The sequence below is a fragment of the Gemmiger formicilis genome (assembly GCF_900167555.1).
GTDB lineage: Bacteria > Bacillota > Clostridia > Oscillospirales > Ruminococcaceae > Gemmiger > Gemmiger formicilis.
Genome location: NZ_FUYF01000001.1, coordinates 248,281 through 265,501, shown reverse-complemented (window position 1 = coordinate 265,501; position 17,221 = coordinate 248,281). Strand labels below are relative to the sequence as shown.

The following is a 17,221-nucleotide window of genomic DNA, read 5'->3' as shown; positions in this document are numbered from 1 at the left end:
AACCTAAAAAGGCGTGCACCCACCCACGGGCACACGCCTTTTCTATTGCAATTTTACTGATACTCTTTCACATTCAGCATCCGGGTCGCGTTCAGCACGGCCAGCACCATGACGCCGACGTCCGCAAAGACGCCCCACCACATGTTGGTGATGCCAAGCGCGGTCAGGATCAGGCAGAGCGCCTTGACCGCCAGCGCAAAGACGATGTTCTGGTAGACAATGCGCATGCACTTGCGGGAGATGCGCATGGCCAGGCTGATCTTGGCCGGGTCGTCGTCCATCAGCACGATGTCGGCGGCCTCGATTGCGGCGTCACTGCCAAGCGCGCCCATCGCAATACCGATGTCGGCACGCATCAGGACCGGCGCGTCGTTGATGCCGTCGCCCACAAAGGCAAGCTCCTTCTTCTCGGGCTTCTGGGCCAGCAGCTTTTCGACCCACGCGACCTTGTCGGCGGGCAGCAGTCCCGCGTGCACCTCGTCGATGCCCAGATCCTTTGCGACCAGCTCAGCCACAGCGGGGGCGTCACCGGTCAGCATGACGGTGCGCACGCCCTGTGCCTGCAGGCCCTGCATGGCGGTCCTGGCGGTAGGCTTTTCCTCATCGGAAATCAGGATGGAGCCAAGGAACTGCCCGTCGCGGGCGACGTAGACAATCGTGCCTGCGCCCTCGGCGGCGGTGTAGTCAATATGCTCGCTCTCCATCAGGCGGGCGTTGCCGGCCAGCACGGTGCGGCCATCCACCTGCGTTTTCACGCCGTGACCCGCGATCTCCTGCGCGTCGGACGCACGCTTGGCGTCCAGACCCGGGCAGGCCTCGCGCAGGCTCTTGCTGATGGGATGGTTCGAGAAGCTCTCGGCCAGCGCCGCACTCTCGAGCAGGTCGGCCTCGGTCACGCCGTCGGCGGGGGTGGTGTGCGTGACCTTGAAAACTCCCTTCGTCAGGGTGCCGGTCTTGTCAAACACGGCCACGCCGGTCTTGGACAGGGCCTCGAGATAGTTGCCGCCCTTGACGAGGATACCGCACTTGGACGCGCCGCCGATACCGCCGAAGAAGGTCAGCGGGATCGAGATGACCAGTGCGCAGGGGCAGCTGATGACCAGGAAGGTCAGTGCGCGCATGAGCCAGTCAAGCCAGTTGCCCAGCAACAGCGGCGGCACAACCGCCAGCACCAGTGCGCCGATGCAGACAGCGGGGGTGTAGCAGCGGGCGAACTTCGTGATGAAGTTTTCAACCGGCGCTTTCTTCAGGCTGGAATTTTCCACCAGGTCAAGGATTTTTGCAACGGTGGACTCCCCATAAATCTTCGTGGTCCGGATGCGCAGCACACCGTCGGCGTTCACACAGCCGCTGATGACCTCATCCCCGGGGCGTACGGTGCGCGGGCGGCTCTCGCCGGTCAGAGCTGCGGTATTCAGGGTGGACTCACCGGTCAGGACCACGCCGTCCAGCGGGATCTTCTCACCGGGCTTGACGACGATGGTCGCGCCAATGGGCACATCATCGGGGTCAACGACGGAGACGCTGCCGTCCCCGGCCTCCAAATTCGCGCTGTCGGGACGGATGTCCATCAGCGCGGTGATGCTCGAACGGCTCTTGCCGACGGCGTAGGACTGGAACAACTCGCCGATCTGGTAGAACAGCATAACGGCCACGCCCTCGGCATACTCGCCGCAGCCGATGGCGCCGACCGTGGCGACGGCCATCAGGAAGTTTTCGTCAAAAACTTCGCCGTTCTTGATGCCCATGAACGCCTTGCGCAGGACATCATGGCCAATGACTAAATAGGGCACAAGCCACAGCACAAGCTGAACGAACCAGGGCAGCTCCACAAAATGGAACAGCAGTGCCAGCAGCACCGTGAGTACCGCCGCAGCGATAATGCGCTTCAGCGTCTTTTTCTGTTTCTTTGTCATGAGGGTAGCCTCCGTTTGGGGTATAAAAAGCGCCCATCGGCAGGATGGGCTGCTTTATGGCAGAACTTACAGCTCGATCTCGAAATCGGGCTCGACCTTCTTGGCGGTCTTGACGGCATCCTTCAGCACGGCGTCGAACTTGTCGTCGTCGGCCTCCAGCAGCAGCTTCTGGGCCATGAAGCTGACGCTGGCATTCTTGACGCCGGGCAGTGCCTTGATGGCGGTCTCAATTTTGGCGGCGCAGTTCGCGCAGTCGACTTCGATCTTGAATTTCTTCTGCATGGTGGCAGTCTCCTTTATATATAGTAATTTTTAATATGGGGTAACGTAGTTTGAAGGCTTCTCCCCGGGGGGGGAAGCTTTCAACAATTTTATTCCTCCGTATGCTCCATGCCCAGGGCGATCATGCTGCGGACGTGGTCATCGTCGAGGGAGTAGTACATGGCCTTGCCCTCGCGGCGGAACTTGACGAGCTTGCTGGTTTTCAGCAGCCGCAGCTGGTGGCTGACGGCACTCTGGGAGATGCCCACGACCTGGGCAATATCGTTGACGCAGAGTTTGCTCTCAAACAGCGCATACAAAATTTTGATGCGGGTGGAATCGCCAAAGACGCGGAACAGCTCGGCCAAATCATAAAGCACCTCGTCGTCGGGCAGGTCGTCCTGCAAACGGCGGATGGCGGCCTCGTCCAGCTGGGCGGACTCGGGGGAGCGTTCGGGCGTTTTTTCGCTCTCTGCCAATGTCATCATCCTTTCATATGTTTATTTGTTCATATGATACATCCTGAAATAGGTTTTGTCAAGCGAAAAACGCAAAAAAAATCCCCCGGATGCGAAAATTCTCGCATCCGGGGGGGTGCTTAGTCGGTAATGGGGGTAAAGCCTGGCTCGCCGGGCAAAATCATGGCGTTGTCTGCCAGCATTTTGCGGAATTCTTCTTCCGGGAAGTCGAACACGACTTCTTTGATCATGCTCGGCTCATGGACGAGGATCTTCCACGGTGCGCCGTCCGGCTGCTGCAAAAACAGGATGCCGGACACGCCGTCCAGGCTTTGGACGCCCTCGTCCGCCCAGAAGGCAGGGGAGGGGGTGACAAAATAGTGGTCGACCATTCGTCCGCCGGGGAAATCATGCTCAATGACCGCCGGGACCTCGCCCTCGGCCTGTTCGGCCTTGTATTGAAGATGCAGGTTGGAAAAGTCAGCAGCAGTCATAAGGTATTCCTTTCCGTTTCCTTGCCTCCCTCTGCGAGACAGACTCCCCCGACACGGGGGAGGTGGCGCTTGCGCCAGAAGGGGAGCGGTGGCCCCGCAGGGCCGGAGGAAGAGAGCTTCGCCATTGCCCGAAATATTTCGGACTGCCGCAAGGTTCTCTCCCCCACCCGCTGCGGCGGGAGCCCCCTCGCAGAGGGGGCCAAGGAGAGCACTATTTATCAAACACGCAGGCTGGCGCTCTCCGGCTCGTTGCTGCCCTCGTCGAACTCGTAGTCGTTGCCGGGCAGGATAGCGTTCAGCAGGATACCGGCGATGGCGGCGATGGCCAGACCGGACAGGTTGATGTTAACGCCCGCAATCGCAAACGTGATGCCGCCCACCGAGTTGAAGCCCAGGGCGCAGACCAGAATGACCGCGGCAATGATCAGGTTGCGGGAGTTGGTGAAGTCGACCTTGTTCTCGACAACGTTGCGCACGCCGATGGCGGAGATCATGCCGTACAGCACAAAGCTGATGCCGCCGACGATGCCGGAGGGGATCGTGTTGATAACGGCCTCAAACTTCGGGCAGAAGCTCAGGATCAGCGCAAACACAGCAGCAATGCGGATGACGAGGGGATCATAAATCTTCGTCAGGGCCAGAACGCCGGTGTTCTCGCCGTAGGTGGTGTTGGCGGGGCCGCCCAGCAGACCGGCCATGGCGGTAGCCAGACCGTCGCCCAGCAGGGTCTTGTTCAGGCCCGGGTCACGGATGTAGTTCTTGCCGGTGGTGGCGGAGATAGCGGCGATGTCGCCGATATGCTCCATCATGGTTGCCAGCGCGATGGGCACGATGGTGAACACAGCGCTGATGAAGGTCTCGCTGCCGTCAATAGCGAACAGCCCCATGGAATCCTTATGCAGGGGGATGCCGAACCAGGCCGCCGCACCGATGGTCTGGAAGTCAACAGCGCCGGTCACGAGCGCAACCGCGTAGGAGACCAGCACACCGATCAGGATGGGCAGGATCTTGACCATGCCCTTGCCCCAGATGTTGCAGACGATGACGGTAGCCAGCGCCACAAAGGCCAGCAGCCAGTTGGACTGGCAGTTGGAGATAGCACTCGGGGCCAGGATCAAGCCGATGGAGATGATGATGGGGCCGGTGACAACAGGCGGGAAGAAGCGCATCATCTTGCGGATGCCGAACGCGGTGATCAGGCCGCTGAACAGCACGTAGACCAGGCCGGACAGCGCCACAGCCGCACAGGCGTAGGGCAGATTCTCGGGATTGGCACCGCCGTTCGTCACGATGGTGAAGCCGCCCAGATACGCAAAGCTGGAGCCCAGGAACGCGGGCACCTTGCCCTTGCACAGGAAGTGGAACAGCAGCGTGCCCAGACCTGCGCAGAGCAGTGTGGTGCTGACGCTCAGGCCGGTCAGCAGAGGCACCAGCACGGTTGCGCCGAACATTGCAAACATGTGCTGTGCGCCGAGGATCAACAGCTTGGGCGTGCCCAGCTGTTTGGCATCATAGATGCCTTTCGAGTAATCGATTTTTTCTGCCATGAATGAAATCCTCCTCATAATGGCCGCAAAAAAAGGGGAGACCGCCGGTTTATCTTCAAACGCTACAGCCTCCCTTGCTTATCCTTAATAGTATAGCGGACTTGAGGGGAAAGTGCAAGATGCTGGGAAAAATTTGTCGCTTTGTTCGTGGGGACCGCCATGTAGGGGCCGCACGTGTGCGGCCCCTACTATCTTTTTGCCTAGAAGTATGCTATATTATAAATAAAAACCAATTTAGGAGAATGTTATATGCTGACCCCCGGCATCAAAGGACACGCGGCGCTGCGTGTCACCACCGAAAACACCGCGCTGGCCATGGGCAGCGGTGAGCTGCCCGTGCTGGCCACACCCGCCGTGGCGGCCCTGATCGAAAGGGCCTGCTGGCAGTCCGTTGCGGCAGAGCTGGAGCTTGACCAGGGCACCGTCGGCACGGCGCTGACGCTGGCCCACACAGCCCCCACGCCCGTGGGCATGGTCGTACACTGCGACTGCGAGCTGACCGCCGTCGAGGACCGCCGCCTGCACTTCACCGCCCGCGTCTACGACGACGTGACCGAAATCGCCGCCGCGACCCATGAGCGGTATATTGTGGACAACGAGCGCTTCACCCGCAAGGCCAACAGCAAGCTGACGGCACAGTCCTAAAGCCTTCCCCCGAGGGGCTGCGCCCGCAGGCGCGTGTCGGAGCGCAACCGCCGTAGACGGCTCTTGGCGCGTAGACTGAAGGTGGCCCCGCAGGGCCGGATGAGAGGTAAGCTCACCATAGCCGCCTTTTATAAGGAATGCCGCCGCGTAGGGGCCGGGCATGCCCGGCCCTCAGCAAAAAGGCAAAATCGCGTCTGTGGGAAGGCCGCGGGCCGGGCATGCCCGGCCCCTACCGTGCGGCCATTCGGCAAACGGGCTATACTGGCGCACCTGCCCCTCATCAGTCAGTGGTCGGGGCCACTGACAGCTTCCCCCAAGGGGGAAGCCGCCCTCAATAAATTGCCTCCTCCCGCCACTTTACCAGCTCTTTCACCGTCTCCTCACTCTCCACCCAGCCCTGTTCCGGGTCGGCGTGGGCGTCGGGGGCGTAGCGCTGCATCGTGCCGGGGCTGCGGCCCTGCAGATATTCCTGTGCCTGCTTCTGGCGGCTGGGTGCGGTGCGGCGCAGCAGCGTCTCTTTTTCAGCCTTGTTCATACAAATCACCTCTTTCGTCACTATTTTGCCCGGGGCTGCCGCTGGTCAAACCCGGAAAATCGTGGTATAGTATTTTATATTGCCATTTTTAAGGAGCTATCATTCTATGGAAGTCAAAATCAATCAGGTCGTTCTGCATCTGCTGGACCCCGGCGCATCGGAGCCGGTTCTGTCGGACCGCGCCATGGACATGGACGCTGACCTGTACGAGTATTACACCGCCACGCTTGAGCGCGCGTTCGCCAGCGACGAGGTAAAGAACTGCCGGTTCCTGCCGGACTCCGCTTTTGCCGCGGAGATGGCGCAGAATCAGGATTTCATCGACCTGTCCCGCCGCATTGCGGGCGTCATCTTTGAGCAGATGCTGCAATATCAGGCCATCCCGGCGGGCGATCTGGCCGTCGTGGACTTTACCGCCGACGGCGTGCCGTTCTACGGCGTGCTCAAGCTCAACTACCGCCCCGGCTACACCCACCACACCGAGCTGATGGGCAATGGCCGGTTCAGCAGCATGGTGCCGCAGCGCACGCTGCTGCCCGGCACGCCCAAGGCCGACGAAGCCGCGCTCATTGACCGCGCCAACGGCACGGTGCGTTTGATCGAGAAGAAGTTCACGCTGGACGACAGGAAGGACTTTTACCTGTCCACCCGCGTGTTCGGCTGCACGGAGGCTTTGCAGGAGAAAGCCAAGCTCAAGGCCGTCTGCGAGACCGCCGTGGCCGCCGTGAAGGAGGCCTACCCCGAGCCGGAGGCGCTGGACGATGTGCCCCCGTTTGACGGCGGCACCGAGACTGCCGTCGAGCTGCTGGTGCGCAACCAGGCCGTGGACAACCAGATCTCCGTCGAGGACGTGCGCGAGCGCATCCGGGAGAATTTTCCCCTGGCCGCCCCCAGGTTTGAGGAGGCGCTGGCCGAGACCGGCGTGCAGGAGAATGACCGCGTGACCGTGACCCCCGCGCGCATCAAAAAACTGGAAAGCCGCAGCTTCAAGACCGAGTCCGGCATTGAGATCAGGATTCCCGCCGAGCTGTGCAGCTCGGACGACGCCGTGGAGTTTATCCATTCGGCAACCGGCGGGCTGAGCTTATTGATTAAGGACGTATTGGTGTAAACATACGGCACTTTGCGGGCGGATATGGAATCCGCCCCTACGAATCACACCCGCAGGGGCGCATTCTATAGGCACCCGCACTCTGCCGCTCAGGATATGGGTATAGAGAAAGCAAACTATGGAAACAAAACAAAAAACGACCCTGACCCAGGGCAGTGTTGCCAGGGGAATGCTGCTGTTTGCGCTGCCGATTTTTATCAGCAACCTGTTCCAGCAGCTGTATAATGCCGCCGACTCGCTGATCGTCGGCAACTTTCTGGGCGGCGAGGCGCTCGCCGCTGTCGGCTCGTCAGGCAGCCTGATTTTTCTGCTGACCGGCTTTGTCAACGGTGTATCGTTGGGCGCGGGCGTCGTGGTCGCGCGGTATTTTGGCGCCAAGGACTGGGACAGAATGCGCCGCACGATCCACACCACCGTGGCGCTGGGCCTGGTGGCCGGTGTCGGGCTGACGGTGATCGGCGTGATCTTAACGCCGCAGATCCTGCGCTGGATGGGCACGCCGGACGACGTGCTCGTCAACTCCATCGCCTACTTCCGTATGTACTTCATCGGCTCAATTGCCGTTGTCATGTATAACGTAGGTGCAAGTATTCTGCAATCCGTCGGCGACAGCAAGAGCCCGATGCGGTATTTAATTGCTGCCTCTCTCATCAACATCGTGCTCGATCTGATCCTCGTCGGCTGGCTGCGCATGGGCGTGGCCGCGGCGGCGTTCGCAACGATTGCCTCCCAGACGGTCAGCGCCGTTCTGGCATTTGCCAAGCTGACGCGCTCCCAAGAGGCGTGGGCCGTGCATTGGAGCGAGGTAAAATTTGACGGTCCGTCGCTAAAGGCTGTCATCGTGCAGGGCCTGCCGTCCGGCATCCAGAACTCGGTCATCTCGATTGCCAACGTCATTGTGCAGTCCAACATCAACTCGTTCGGTGCACAGGCCATGGCCGGGTGCGGCGCGTACAGCAAGGTGGAGGGCTTCGCCTTCCTGCCCGTGACCTGCTTTGCCATGGCACTGGCGACGTTCGTCAGCCAGAACGTCGGCGCGGGCCAGCCGGACCGCGTGAAGAAGGGCATGAAGTTCGGGTGTCTGTGCTCGGTGCTCATGGCCGAGGTCGTCGGCGCCACCATCTACGCTGCGTCGCCGTGGCTCATCGGTGCTTTCAGCCGCGAGGCCGACGTCATCGCGTTCGGCGTGCGGCAGGCCCACACCATCACGCTGTTCTACTGCCTGCTGGCGTTCAGCCATTGCTGCGCGGGCATCCTGCGCGGTCTGGGCCGCCCCGTCGTGCCAATGATGGTCATGCTGGCGGTCTGGTGTCTGCTACGCATCACCTACATCACGGTCACGCTGCACTTCATCCGCAACATCGGCGTTGTGTTCTGGGCCTATCCGCTGACCTGGAGCATCTCGTCCGTGCTGTTTGCATGGTATATCCTCCATTGCCCCATCCCCAAGCTGGGCGGCGGCGCACCGGAGGTCAAGGCGTAAATTCTGTTTATAGAATAAAGATACCCCCGTCAGGTATGTGCGCCTGACGGGGGTATCCTTTGTTATTGCGGCGAACGGGCAAAGCCCCTCCGGTCATCGCTGCGCTTGACCACCTCCCCTGTAAGGGGAGGCTTTCCCGCGGGCAGGGCCCGCGCAAAAAGGCGCCCCTTACAGGGGAGCTGGCCGAGCCTGCGAGGCCTGAGGGGCTCTGCCCGCTTGCCTTAACGTACAGCCTTTACTTTTTGATCACAAAGCACGGCAGCGGCGCTGTCTGCGCCCAGTTTGCAAACTCGCAGACCAGCACGGTATACTGCGTCAGCGGCAGGGCCTTAAAAAACGCCAGCGCGGCCTGCTTCTCGGCGTCACCGATGACCTTTCCGCTGTAGAGCACCGCGGCCAGCACGCCGCCGGGGCGCAGAGCCTCCAGCGCCGCACGCATGGCGGGCACACTGCCGTCCGCCGTGGAATGCACATCATGCTCCGCACCCGGCAGCCAGCCGAAGTTGAACAGCACGCAGTCCGCCGTGCCGGGCTGCACCAGCTCAGCCAGGCGGGCGTGGTCGTGCAGCACCGCACGCCCCACTGCGCCATAGCCTGCCGCTGCCAGCCGCGCGTTTGTGTTATCAACGGCCTGCTGTTGAATATCCAGTCCCAGCACGTGCCCTGCCGGGCCAGCCAGCGTACACAGGAACTGCGTGTCGTGGCCGTTGCCGCAGGTGGCATCCACGTACAGCCCGCCGGGGGCGAGCCGTGTGGTCAAAAACGCATGGCAGAGCTGCACGGCGGACAGGTCGGGCACGCGGCGGCGCACCAGCTGGCTGCCGTCCGGGGCAAAGCCATATTTTTGCGCCAGCGCCCTGCCCGCGGCATCCCGGGGCAGGGGAGCCGTGAACCGCGTGGCCTGCTTTGGGTCCAGTCCGCCGTTTTGGCGCAGAAGCTCTTTCAACAGATAACTGCCGTAGCCGCGCCCGCGCCACCGGGGCACGACCTCCAACCGCAGGATGGTCGTGCCGTCCACGACGGCTGTGCCGATGGCCTCGTTTTCCTTATATAGAGTGTAGCAGCCTTTTTCCTGCCTGATCTGCATAGCATTACCCGTCGATTTCGTTGGTGTTCAGGTCGTAGTGTATCACGTCGCCCCATTTGCGGCGGATGACGATCTGCGCGGTCAGGTCGGTGTCGTCATAGACCAGCGACCACTGGGTGTTGCTGGTCACATCGTTGGGGCTGGGGTCCTGGGCGGCTGCCTGCAACGCCTTCCATGCGATATCCGCAGGAATATCCCCGTCGGGATCGCGCATTGCCAGCACTTCCATAATAGCGTCATAGCGCTCTTTTCCGTGGCCGTAGATGCCATTTCTCTGGTTTGGCTGCACCATGTAGGCATAGCAGCCGTAAAAATTCGTGATGGCCTGCATCGCCGTCCAGCGCAGCGGGCGGCCCTCCTGCTCCGGGTCATATTCCAGCACGCGGGCATCGCCGCTTGCATCAACGACAAAGAAGTGGTAGTCCCGCCCGGAGGTCGCAAACATATCGTAGCTGTCCAGCAGGTCAACGGCCTCCTGCGTCGTGGCGGCGCGGTCCAGCACCAGACGGATAGCAAGGGTGGTAAAAATCTTCTGCTTGCCGGTGCTCTGGTTGACCGGCTCGCTGTCCAGCGTCAGCACCGCGATGGAAACACCCTTTTCATTCATGCCGTCCAGACAGATGAACGGAGCGGTCAGGCAGGCGAGCTTTTTCGCCATGGATATGTCCGGCTGGTTGGCCGAGATATTATCCAGCGCGGCCAGCGCCACGGATTTGTAGCCGTCCTTCGGCGTACAATAAACCAGCATGGCCGAGGTGTCGCGCTTGAAATCATAGTTGCGGCCCATCAGGATATTCCCATCGGACACTGTCGCAAAGGCGCTGCATCCATAGTTCGGGGCTTTCATGCGGACCGGCAGCAGGGGAAGCGTTTCCTTTAAAATCGCGTCGATCATCGACTGGTTGTCGGTGATGCCGTAGTTGATGACATCGTCGATGGAATAATCATACGTGACATCCATGCGGTAAAGGTTATAGTCGTCATACGCGGTGATCTGCTCTATGCTGTTTACCGTGCGCAGCCGCCCGGCGTACAGCACGCCGAAGCCCGCCACTGCCAGCAGGATCAATACCAGAAGCACAACCAAAATACGCTTTAACATCCTTTTCATAGAAAACGCCTCCTTTATATGTGTTTTATGATTTGATTATATCATATTTTATTGTGCGGCGCAACGCTGCAAATTGTCATAATCTTCACCGTTTTTCACATACTTTTCACTCTCTGACGAAACCTATTTCACAATTAGCCTGTATACTGTAGGCATAGAAAGCGAAAGGAGACGACCACTATGAGCAACGAATACGATTACTCCGGTCTCTATAACAATACATCCGGCAGCGGTCAGCCGAACGGCCAGAACCCGCAGCCCGAGCAGAGCGCCCCCGCGCAGAACCAGCAGCCCCAACAGAGCAGCTACCCCAACGTAGGCTCCAGCGGTGCCAACACTGCCAACACGGCGCGCACAGATTATTCTTCCTACAATTCCGGCAGCACGTCCGGCCAGAATCCCCAGCAGGATTCCAACGGCTACACCAGCAGCTTCAGCGGCGGCAATGGCAATAACGGCGGCTACAACGGCTACAGCTATTCCAGCGCCCCGCAGCAGCCCCCCGTGCCCCAGAAGAAAAAGGGCAGCAAGGTCCTGCTCCGCGTGCTGGCCTGCGTCGGCGTGGCTGCGCTGGGCTTCGGCGGCGGTCTGGGCGGCGCTGTGGTCGCCAGCCGTGCGGGCCTGACAGGCAACCAGGTGGTCGTCCAGCAGGTAGAGCGCAGCACGGATGCCACCGCCGCAGGCAGCACCGATGGCACAAGCATGAGCGTGCAGCAGATCGCGTCTGTCGTCTCGCCCAGCGTTGTCGCCATCACCACCGAGCAGATGAGCAGCAGCCAGACCTGGTTCGGCGGCTACTACGTCCAGAGCGGTGCCGGTTCCGGCGTCATCATCAGCCAGGACGGCTACATCCTGACCTGCGCCCACGTCGTCAGCGGCGCGACCAGCGTAAAGGTGCAGCTGAACGGCAGCGACGAGAGCTACGACGCCACCGTCGTCGGTCAGGATTCCACCTCCGACATCGCGGTGCTGAAAATTGATGCTACGGGCCTGACCCCGGCAGTCATCGGCGACAGTGACGCCCTGGCCGTGGGCGAGGTCGCCGTCGCCGTCGGCAACCCGCTGGGCACGCTGTCCAACACTGTCACCGATGGCATCGTCAGTGCGCTGAACCGTCAGGTCACCGTGCAAAACAACGATATGACGCTGATTCAGACCGATGCGTCCATCAGTCCGGGCAACTCCGGCGGCGGCCTGTTCAATGCGAACGGCGAGCTGATCGGCATTGTCAATGCCAAGTCCAGCTACAGTGAGGCCGAGGGCATCGGCTTTGCGATCCCCATCAACACAGCCATGGAGATCGGCCGGCAGCTGATCGAGAACGGCAGCGTGGCTCGTCCCGCGCTGGGCGTCAAGATCATGGATGTGACCGACGCCCAGACCGCCCAGCAGCTGGGTGTCTCCACAATGGGCGTCTACGTTGTCGAAGTCACAAAGGGCAGCGGTGCCGACGCCGCCGGTGTACAGGCGGGTGACCGCGTGCTGGCCGTCGATGACACCGCCGTCAGTGATTCCTCCGCGTTGAAGAATTACCTGAAGGACAAGAGCATCAGCGACACCGTCAACCTCCAGGTCGAGCGCGACGGCAAGGTGCTGACGCTGGCTGTTACGCTTGGGTCCAGCGCACAGTAAAAACAATATAGAAACAGGGATGCAGACCGAAATCTGCATCCCTGTTTTTTGTTTGAATGGCTTCCCCCTCGGGGGAAGCTGTCAGCGGCCCCGCCCGCTGACTGATGAGGGGAAACCGTGCCATTATGGCCCGGCAGCGGGTTGCCGCCGGAAGTCTGCCCCTCTCAGGGGGGCGGCGTCCGCTCCTGACTCCTCACTCAGTTCTGATCTTTACTTTTTCCCACCAGTGCAGCCAGCACGCCAAAAATCAGGCTGGCCGCTATGCCGCCGGACGCCGCCGTCAGGCCGCCGGTAAACGCACCGGGCAGGCCGCACTCGTCCACGGCATTCTGCACGCCCTGGGCCAATAAATGCCCGAACCCCAGCAGCGGCACGCTGGCCCCCGCCCCGGCAAAATCCGCCAGCGGCTTGTACAGCCCGACAGCGCTTAAGATTACGCCCGCCACGACATACCCGGTCAGGATCCGGGCAGGGGAGAGCTTCGTGTAATCAATAAAAAGCTGCCCTACGACGCAGATCGCGCCGCCGACCACAAACGCCCAGACGTAACTCATACCGCACCTCCCAGCTCGACACAGTGGGCGATGCCCGGGATGCTCTCCCCCTGCAAAAACGTGGTCTGGCTCATCAGCGCACCCGTTGCCAGAAACAGCACGCGGCGCAGCTGCCCCGCGGCCAGCATCGGCAGGATCTTCCCGCACAGCACCGCCGCACTGCATCCAGCCCCGCTGCCGCCCGCCTGTACATTCTGACTGTTTGTATCATATAATAAGCAGCCGCAGTCCTTATGGTTGTCCAGCGGCAGCCCCTCTTTGGCCATCTGCTCATGCAGAAGTGCCGTACCGACCTCGCCCAAATCGCCCGTAAAGATCGCGTCAAAGTCCTGCGGGCTTGTCCCTGTGGCCGAAAAATAGCGCAGCAGCGTCGAGGCTGCCGCAGGCATCATCGCCGCACCCATGTTGTTGATGTCATGCACCGCAAAATCCTGCACGCGGCCAAACGTCACCGACAGCACCGGCACGCCCGCGCTGCCGTGCGCCCGCACCAGGCAGGCCCCCGCGGCGGTGGCTGTCCACTGGGCCGTGGGGGTGCGCTTGGCACCGTACTCCAGCGGCGTGCGGAATTGTCGCTCTGCCGCGCAAAAATGGCTGCTTGTCAGCGCCAGGACCCGCTCGGCCATGCCGCCCGCCGCAAACACCGCGGCAAGGCCCAGCGTCTCCGCCATGGTCGAGCACGCGCCGTAGATGCCCGCAAACGGGATGCCCAGTTCCCGCATCGTGTAGTTGCTGGCCGTACACTGGGCCTGCAGGTCGCCCGCAAACGCAATATCGACTTTGGAACGCGGAATATCCGCCTTGCGCAGACAGAGCTCCACGGCCTTGCGCTGCAAGAGGCTTTCGGCCTGCTCCCAGTTTTCGCAGCCCTGCTCGCCAAAAGCCGCGTCCTGCGTCACAAAGTCAAAGGCCGACGCCAGCGGGCCCTCGCTCTCCTTTTTGCCGCCTGCCGCGGCCCAGGCCGCCACGGTGGGCGGCGCGTCAAACAGCAGGGTATCGCCTCTGCGCGTCATCGGTCACCCCACCTTTCCCAGCAGCCAGTAGAGCACGCCCCACACAAAGCTGGCCAGCGTCCCAAACGCGATGACCGGCCCCGCGATACCGAAAATCCTCGCGCCTACACCGGTCACCCAGCCCTCGGCCTTGAATTCAATCGCCGGGCTGACGACGGAGTTTGCAAACCCTGTAATGGGCACCAGCGTCCCCGCGCCCGCCTTGGCGGCCAGCTTTTGGTACCAGCCCGGCAGTGTGAAAATGGCGGACAGAAAAATCAGCGCAATGCTCGTCAGCGTGCCCGCCAGCGTTTTGTCGTACCAAATCAGGAAAAATTGCCGCAGTGCCTCGCCGAGGGTGCAGATGGCCCCGCCGACCAAAAACGCCCACGCGCAGTCCCGCACCACGGGCGACGGCGGCGACGCGCGGCTGACCATCTCATCATATTGCCTGGGATCCAGTTTCACATTTCATTCCTCCCCTTTTTGGGGGTAGTATGTGCCTAGCTGCCGTAAAATATGACCTGCCCGCGATAATACGGGTGCGGCACCATGACCTTGTACAGCGTGCGCAGCTCTTTGCAAAGCACCGCGTCGGGGACCGTACCACCGCAGGGCAGGGCCAGCACGGCGTACCGCGTGCCGAACACCCGGCTTTCCAGCGCCGTGGCCCGCGCGCCTGCCCGCAGGTAAAACCCAATGCGCCGCCGCGCGGTGGACGGGTCGGGAGCCTCGGCGGGGTGCTCACATTCCAGCACCAGGTCGTGTACCCGCATGGCATCGTAGTCCCGGACCAGCCCCAGCGCCGCCGTGCCCACGCCGCTGCCGCGCAGGTCGTACCGCACGGCAAAGTAGTCCAGCAGCGCCGTGCGCTGGCCCGGCAGCACGACCTGCCACGCATAGGCCAGCCGTGCGCCCGCGTCATCGGTCAGAAGGAGCGGCTCGTAGACGCCGGACTCCAGCAGGCGTTGGATCTCGGCAAACGGCTTCAGCTCGGCGGCAGGGAAATCCCGCGGCAGGGCAGAGCGGTAGAGGTCCTCACATTCAGCAGCAGACAAGCGTGTGATTTGCATAGGGATTTCTCCTTTCTGTGATTGAATTATGGGGGAAAATACGGTATAATAGGTAAAAATGGGGTTATGGCGCAGTTCTCGGGCGGATATGGGATCCGCCCCTACGGGCATGTAGGGGCGGGCATTGCCCGCCCGCAGGCACATTGCGGCAGCCACCGCGTTCCGCGGGCGGCCATTGGCCGCCCCTGCAACGCGCCCGTTATTCGTAGGGGCGCATTCCGTATGCGCCCGCAAGCAATTTATAAAGGAGCCACCCACATGGAATGGACTGACATCAGCATCACCGTCGCCAAGCGCGACGCCGACACTGCCGAAGCCATCGCAACGATGGTTGCCAACGGCGGCATTTATATTGAGGACTACAGCGACCTGGAGCAGCAGGCGTGGGAGATCGCCCACGTTGATTTAATTGAACAAGACCTGCTGGACAAACCGCGTGACATCGTGATCGTACACATGTACCTTGCCCCTGACGAGAACCCCGCCGAGGTGCTGCCCCTGTTTGAGGAGCGGCTGAAAAACAGCGGCATCGGCTACCAGCTCAACACCACCGGCGTCGAGCAGGAGGACTGGCAGAACGCCTGGAAGAAGTACTACCACGCCATGGACATCGGCGAGCGCCTCGCCATCGTGCCCGGCTGGGAGGATTACCGGACGGACCGCATCAGGATCGTCATGGACCCCGGCATGGCCTTTGGCACCGGCACGCATGAGACGACCTCGCTCTGCCTCGAGACGCTGGACAGCCTTGTCAAGGGCGGGGAGCGCGTGCTCGACATCGGCACCGGCTCCGGCATTCTGGCCATTGCCGCGCTGAAATTAGGCGCAGACTCCGCCGAGGGCGTGGACATCGACCCCATGTGCGTGCGCACCGCGGGCGAGAACGCCGCGCGCAACGGCGTGGCGGACCGTTTTAAAGTCCTCGTCGGCGACCTGTCCGACAAGGCCAGCGGCCAGTACAACATCATCACGGCCAACATCGTGGCGGCTGCCATCCTGTCGCTGGCCCCGCATGTGCCGGTGCTCATGGCCCCGGGCGCACGGTTCATCGCCAGCGGCATCATCGACGAGCGCAAGGACGAGGTGCTGGCCGGGCTGAAGGCCGCAGGTCTCGAGCCTGTCGAGGTCAAGGAGAAGCGCGGCTGGGTCTGCATCATCTGCGAAAAGAAAGAGGCTTGATCTATGCCGCATCGTTATTTTACGCGGGAGCTGGCCGATGGCCGCGCCGCGCTGACCGGCAGCGACGCCCACCATCTGGCCGACGTCATGCGCGCCAGAATCGGTGAGGAGGTCGTGCTCTGCGGGCCGGACGGGCTGGAATACCTCGGCACGGTCACGGCCATCGAGCCGGGGCGGGTGGAGTTTTCCGTCACCGACGGCACGACGAGCAAGGCCGAGCCGGACTGCGCCGTGACGCTGTTTGCGGGCTACCCCAAGGCGGGCAAGCTGGAGGAGGTCATCCGCCACAGCGTCGAGCTGGGCGTGACCGAGGTCGTGCCGTTTTTCAGCCGGTATTGCGTAGCCACGCCAAAAAAAGAGGATGTCAAGAACGAGCGCTACAACCGCATTGCCGCCGAGGCCGCCAAGCAGGCGGGCCGCGCCATGCTGCCCCACGTGGCCCTGCCGTTGAACGATTTTGCCGCGGTTTGCAAAGCATTTGCGGATTTCGACGTTGTGCTGTTCTTTTACGAGGGTGGCGGCGCACCCCTGCGGGAGGTGCTGCACCCCGGGCAGTACAAGCGCGTTGCCATCGTGACCGGCAGCGAGGGCGGCTTCTCCGTCGAGGAGGCCGAGGCCGCGAAGGCCGCCGGGGCTGTGACCGTAGGGTTAGGCCCCCGCATTTTGCGCTGCGAGACCGCACCGTTAGCCGCGTTGACCTCTGTCATGCTGCTGACCGGGAATTTGGAATAACCGCAGCAAGCCATACTATGTAAAAAAGAACAGGAGCGTCACCGTGCGTGGTGATGCTCCTGTTTTTGTTGGTTGTATTGTAGGGGCCGGGCATGCCCGACCCGGGACGTATAAGGCAGGCGGGCGTTTGCGGGATGGCTTGTAGGGGCGGCATATATGCCGCCCGCGGCTTTCCTGGAACGGGTGCTGACGGGCAGGCTGCGGGCCGCACATGTGCGGCCCCTACGGCTCTATTGCCTTTTTACGGGCGCTAAGCGAACACGGGCGCGGAGGGGTCAAGACCCCTCCCTACGGAATGCCGTTCACGGCCGGTTTGTAGGGAGCGGTCTTGACCGCTCCGGGGAGGTGTGTGGCTGGCGCACAGCCCACGGGAGGTCATACATAGCGGCAAACGAGCAGAGCCCGCGAAAA

Annotated in this window: 18 protein-coding genes; 6 read left to right on the top strand and 12 right to left on the bottom strand. The window is 61.8% G+C overall.

All coding sequences use genetic code 11. From position 1 onward, the window contains the following. Nucleotides 1-53: 53 nt before the first annotated feature. The 5 genes from B5D32_RS01250 to B5D32_RS01230 form a co-directional block, all read right to left on the bottom strand. Complete coding sequence (locus B5D32_RS01250; RefSeq protein WP_078783260.1) at nucleotides 54-1,916, bottom strand: heavy metal translocating P-type ATPase; 1,863 nt, start codon at nucleotides 1,914-1,916, stop codon at nucleotides 54-56. A gap of 66 nt (nucleotides 1,917-1,982) precedes the next feature. Continuing rightward, nucleotides 1,983-2,198, bottom strand: coding sequence for a cation transporter (locus B5D32_RS01245; RefSeq protein ID WP_078783259.1), 216 nt, complete (start codon nucleotides 2,196-2,198; stop codon nucleotides 1,983-1,985). A gap of 89 nt (nucleotides 2,199-2,287) precedes the next feature. After that, entirely contained in the window at nucleotides 2,288-2,608 is a 321-nt protein-coding gene (locus B5D32_RS01240; RefSeq protein WP_420896753.1) for an ArsR/SmtB family transcription factor, read from the bottom strand. Nucleotides 2,609-2,775: 167 nt separating this feature from the next. Beyond that, on the bottom strand, nucleotides 2,776-3,129 hold the full coding sequence (locus tag B5D32_RS01235) for a hypothetical protein (protein ID WP_078783257.1): 354 nt from the start codon (nucleotides 3,127-3,129) through the stop codon (nucleotides 2,776-2,778). A gap of 218 nt (nucleotides 3,130-3,347) precedes the next feature. Then, complete coding sequence (locus tag B5D32_RS01230; protein WP_078783256.1) at nucleotides 3,348-4,676, bottom strand: uracil-xanthine permease family protein; 1,329 nt, start codon at nucleotides 4,674-4,676, stop codon at nucleotides 3,348-3,350. A gap of 249 nt (nucleotides 4,677-4,925) precedes the next feature. On the opposite strand from B5D32_RS01230, the gene B5D32_RS01225 reads away from it, so the two are divergent. Beyond that, nucleotides 4,926-5,321, top strand: a complete 396-nt coding sequence (locus tag B5D32_RS01225; protein ID WP_078783255.1) for a thioesterase family protein — start codon at nucleotides 4,926-4,928, stop codon at nucleotides 5,319-5,321. Between the two features lie 331 nt (nucleotides 5,322-5,652). Here B5D32_RS01225 and B5D32_RS01220 read toward each other — a convergent pair whose 3' ends face one another. Beyond that, nucleotides 5,653-5,856, bottom strand: a complete 204-nt coding sequence (locus B5D32_RS01220; RefSeq protein ID WP_078783254.1) for a hypothetical protein — start codon at nucleotides 5,854-5,856, stop codon at nucleotides 5,653-5,655. A gap of 106 nt (nucleotides 5,857-5,962) precedes the next feature. Here B5D32_RS01220 and B5D32_RS01215 point away from each other — a divergent pair, with 106 nt between their 5' ends. Both B5D32_RS01215 and B5D32_RS01210 read left to right on the top strand, forming a co-directional pair. Beyond that, the gene (locus B5D32_RS01215; RefSeq protein ID WP_078783253.1) at nucleotides 5,963-6,967 is read left to right on the top strand and encodes a nucleoid-associated protein; all 1,005 of its coding nucleotides are present in this window, start codon (nucleotides 5,963-5,965) and stop codon (nucleotides 6,965-6,967) included. A 118-nt stretch (nucleotides 6,968-7,085) separates the two neighbouring features. Beyond that, the gene (locus B5D32_RS01210; protein ID WP_078783252.1) at nucleotides 7,086-8,450 is read left to right on the top strand and encodes an MATE family efflux transporter; all 1,365 of its coding nucleotides are present in this window, start codon (nucleotides 7,086-7,088) and stop codon (nucleotides 8,448-8,450) included. A gap of 235 nt (nucleotides 8,451-8,685) precedes the next feature. Here the strand turns inward: B5D32_RS01210 and mnmM are convergent, their stop codons facing one another. Next, a complete protein-coding gene (mnmM, locus tag B5D32_RS01205; protein ID WP_078783251.1) occupies nucleotides 8,686-9,537 on the bottom strand; it encodes a tRNA 5-(aminomethyl)-2-thiouridylate-methyltransferase MnmM in 852 nt (283 codons plus the stop codon). 4 nt (nucleotides 9,538-9,541) lie between these two features. Next, entirely contained in the window at nucleotides 9,542-10,648 is a 1,107-nt protein-coding gene (locus B5D32_RS01200) for a carcinine hydrolase/isopenicillin-N N-acyltransferase family protein (protein WP_078783250.1), read from the bottom strand. A gap of 180 nt (nucleotides 10,649-10,828) precedes the next feature. Between B5D32_RS01200 and B5D32_RS01195 the strand changes: the two genes are divergently transcribed. Next, on the top strand, nucleotides 10,829-12,280 hold the full coding sequence (locus B5D32_RS01195; RefSeq protein ID WP_078783249.1) for a S1C family serine protease: 1,452 nt from the start codon (nucleotides 10,829-10,831) through the stop codon (nucleotides 12,278-12,280). 197 nt (nucleotides 12,281-12,477) lie between these two features. On the opposite strand, the gene spoVAE is transcribed toward B5D32_RS01195, so the two are convergent. The 4 genes from spoVAE to B5D32_RS01175 are packed head-to-tail and all read right to left on the bottom strand — an operon-like array spanning nucleotide 12,478 to nucleotide 14,899. Further along, complete coding sequence (spoVAE, locus tag B5D32_RS01190) at nucleotides 12,478-12,834, bottom strand: stage V sporulation protein AE (RefSeq protein WP_078783248.1); 357 nt, start codon at nucleotides 12,832-12,834, stop codon at nucleotides 12,478-12,480. Next, on the bottom strand, nucleotides 12,831-13,847 hold the full coding sequence (locus B5D32_RS01185; RefSeq protein WP_078783247.1) for a stage V sporulation protein AD: 1,017 nt from the start codon (nucleotides 13,845-13,847) through the stop codon (nucleotides 12,831-12,833). Before B5D32_RS01185 ends, spoVAE begins: the two co-directional genes overlap by 4 nt. Nucleotides 13,848-13,850: 3 nt before the next feature. Next, complete coding sequence (locus tag B5D32_RS01180) at nucleotides 13,851-14,294, bottom strand: SpoVA/SpoVAEb family sporulation membrane protein (protein ID WP_078783246.1); 444 nt, start codon at nucleotides 14,292-14,294, stop codon at nucleotides 13,851-13,853. Nucleotides 14,295-14,329: 35 nt separating this feature from the next. Then, complete coding sequence (locus B5D32_RS01175; protein WP_078783245.1) at nucleotides 14,330-14,899, bottom strand: hypothetical protein; 570 nt, start codon at nucleotides 14,897-14,899, stop codon at nucleotides 14,330-14,332. A 258-nt stretch (nucleotides 14,900-15,157) separates the two neighbouring features. On the opposite strand from B5D32_RS01175, the gene prmA reads away from it, so the two are divergent. Then, entirely contained in the window at nucleotides 15,158-16,078 is a 921-nt protein-coding gene (gene prmA / locus B5D32_RS01170; protein WP_078783244.1) for a 50S ribosomal protein L11 methyltransferase, read from the top strand. Between the two features lie 3 nt (nucleotides 16,079-16,081). Beyond that, nucleotides 16,082-16,810 carry an RsmE family RNA methyltransferase gene (locus B5D32_RS01165; RefSeq protein ID WP_078783243.1) on the top strand — a complete coding sequence of 243 codons (729 nt, stop codon included), beginning with the start codon at nucleotides 16,082-16,084 and terminating at the stop codon, nucleotides 16,808-16,810. The last annotated feature ends 411 nt before the right edge of the window (nucleotides 16,811-17,221 follow it).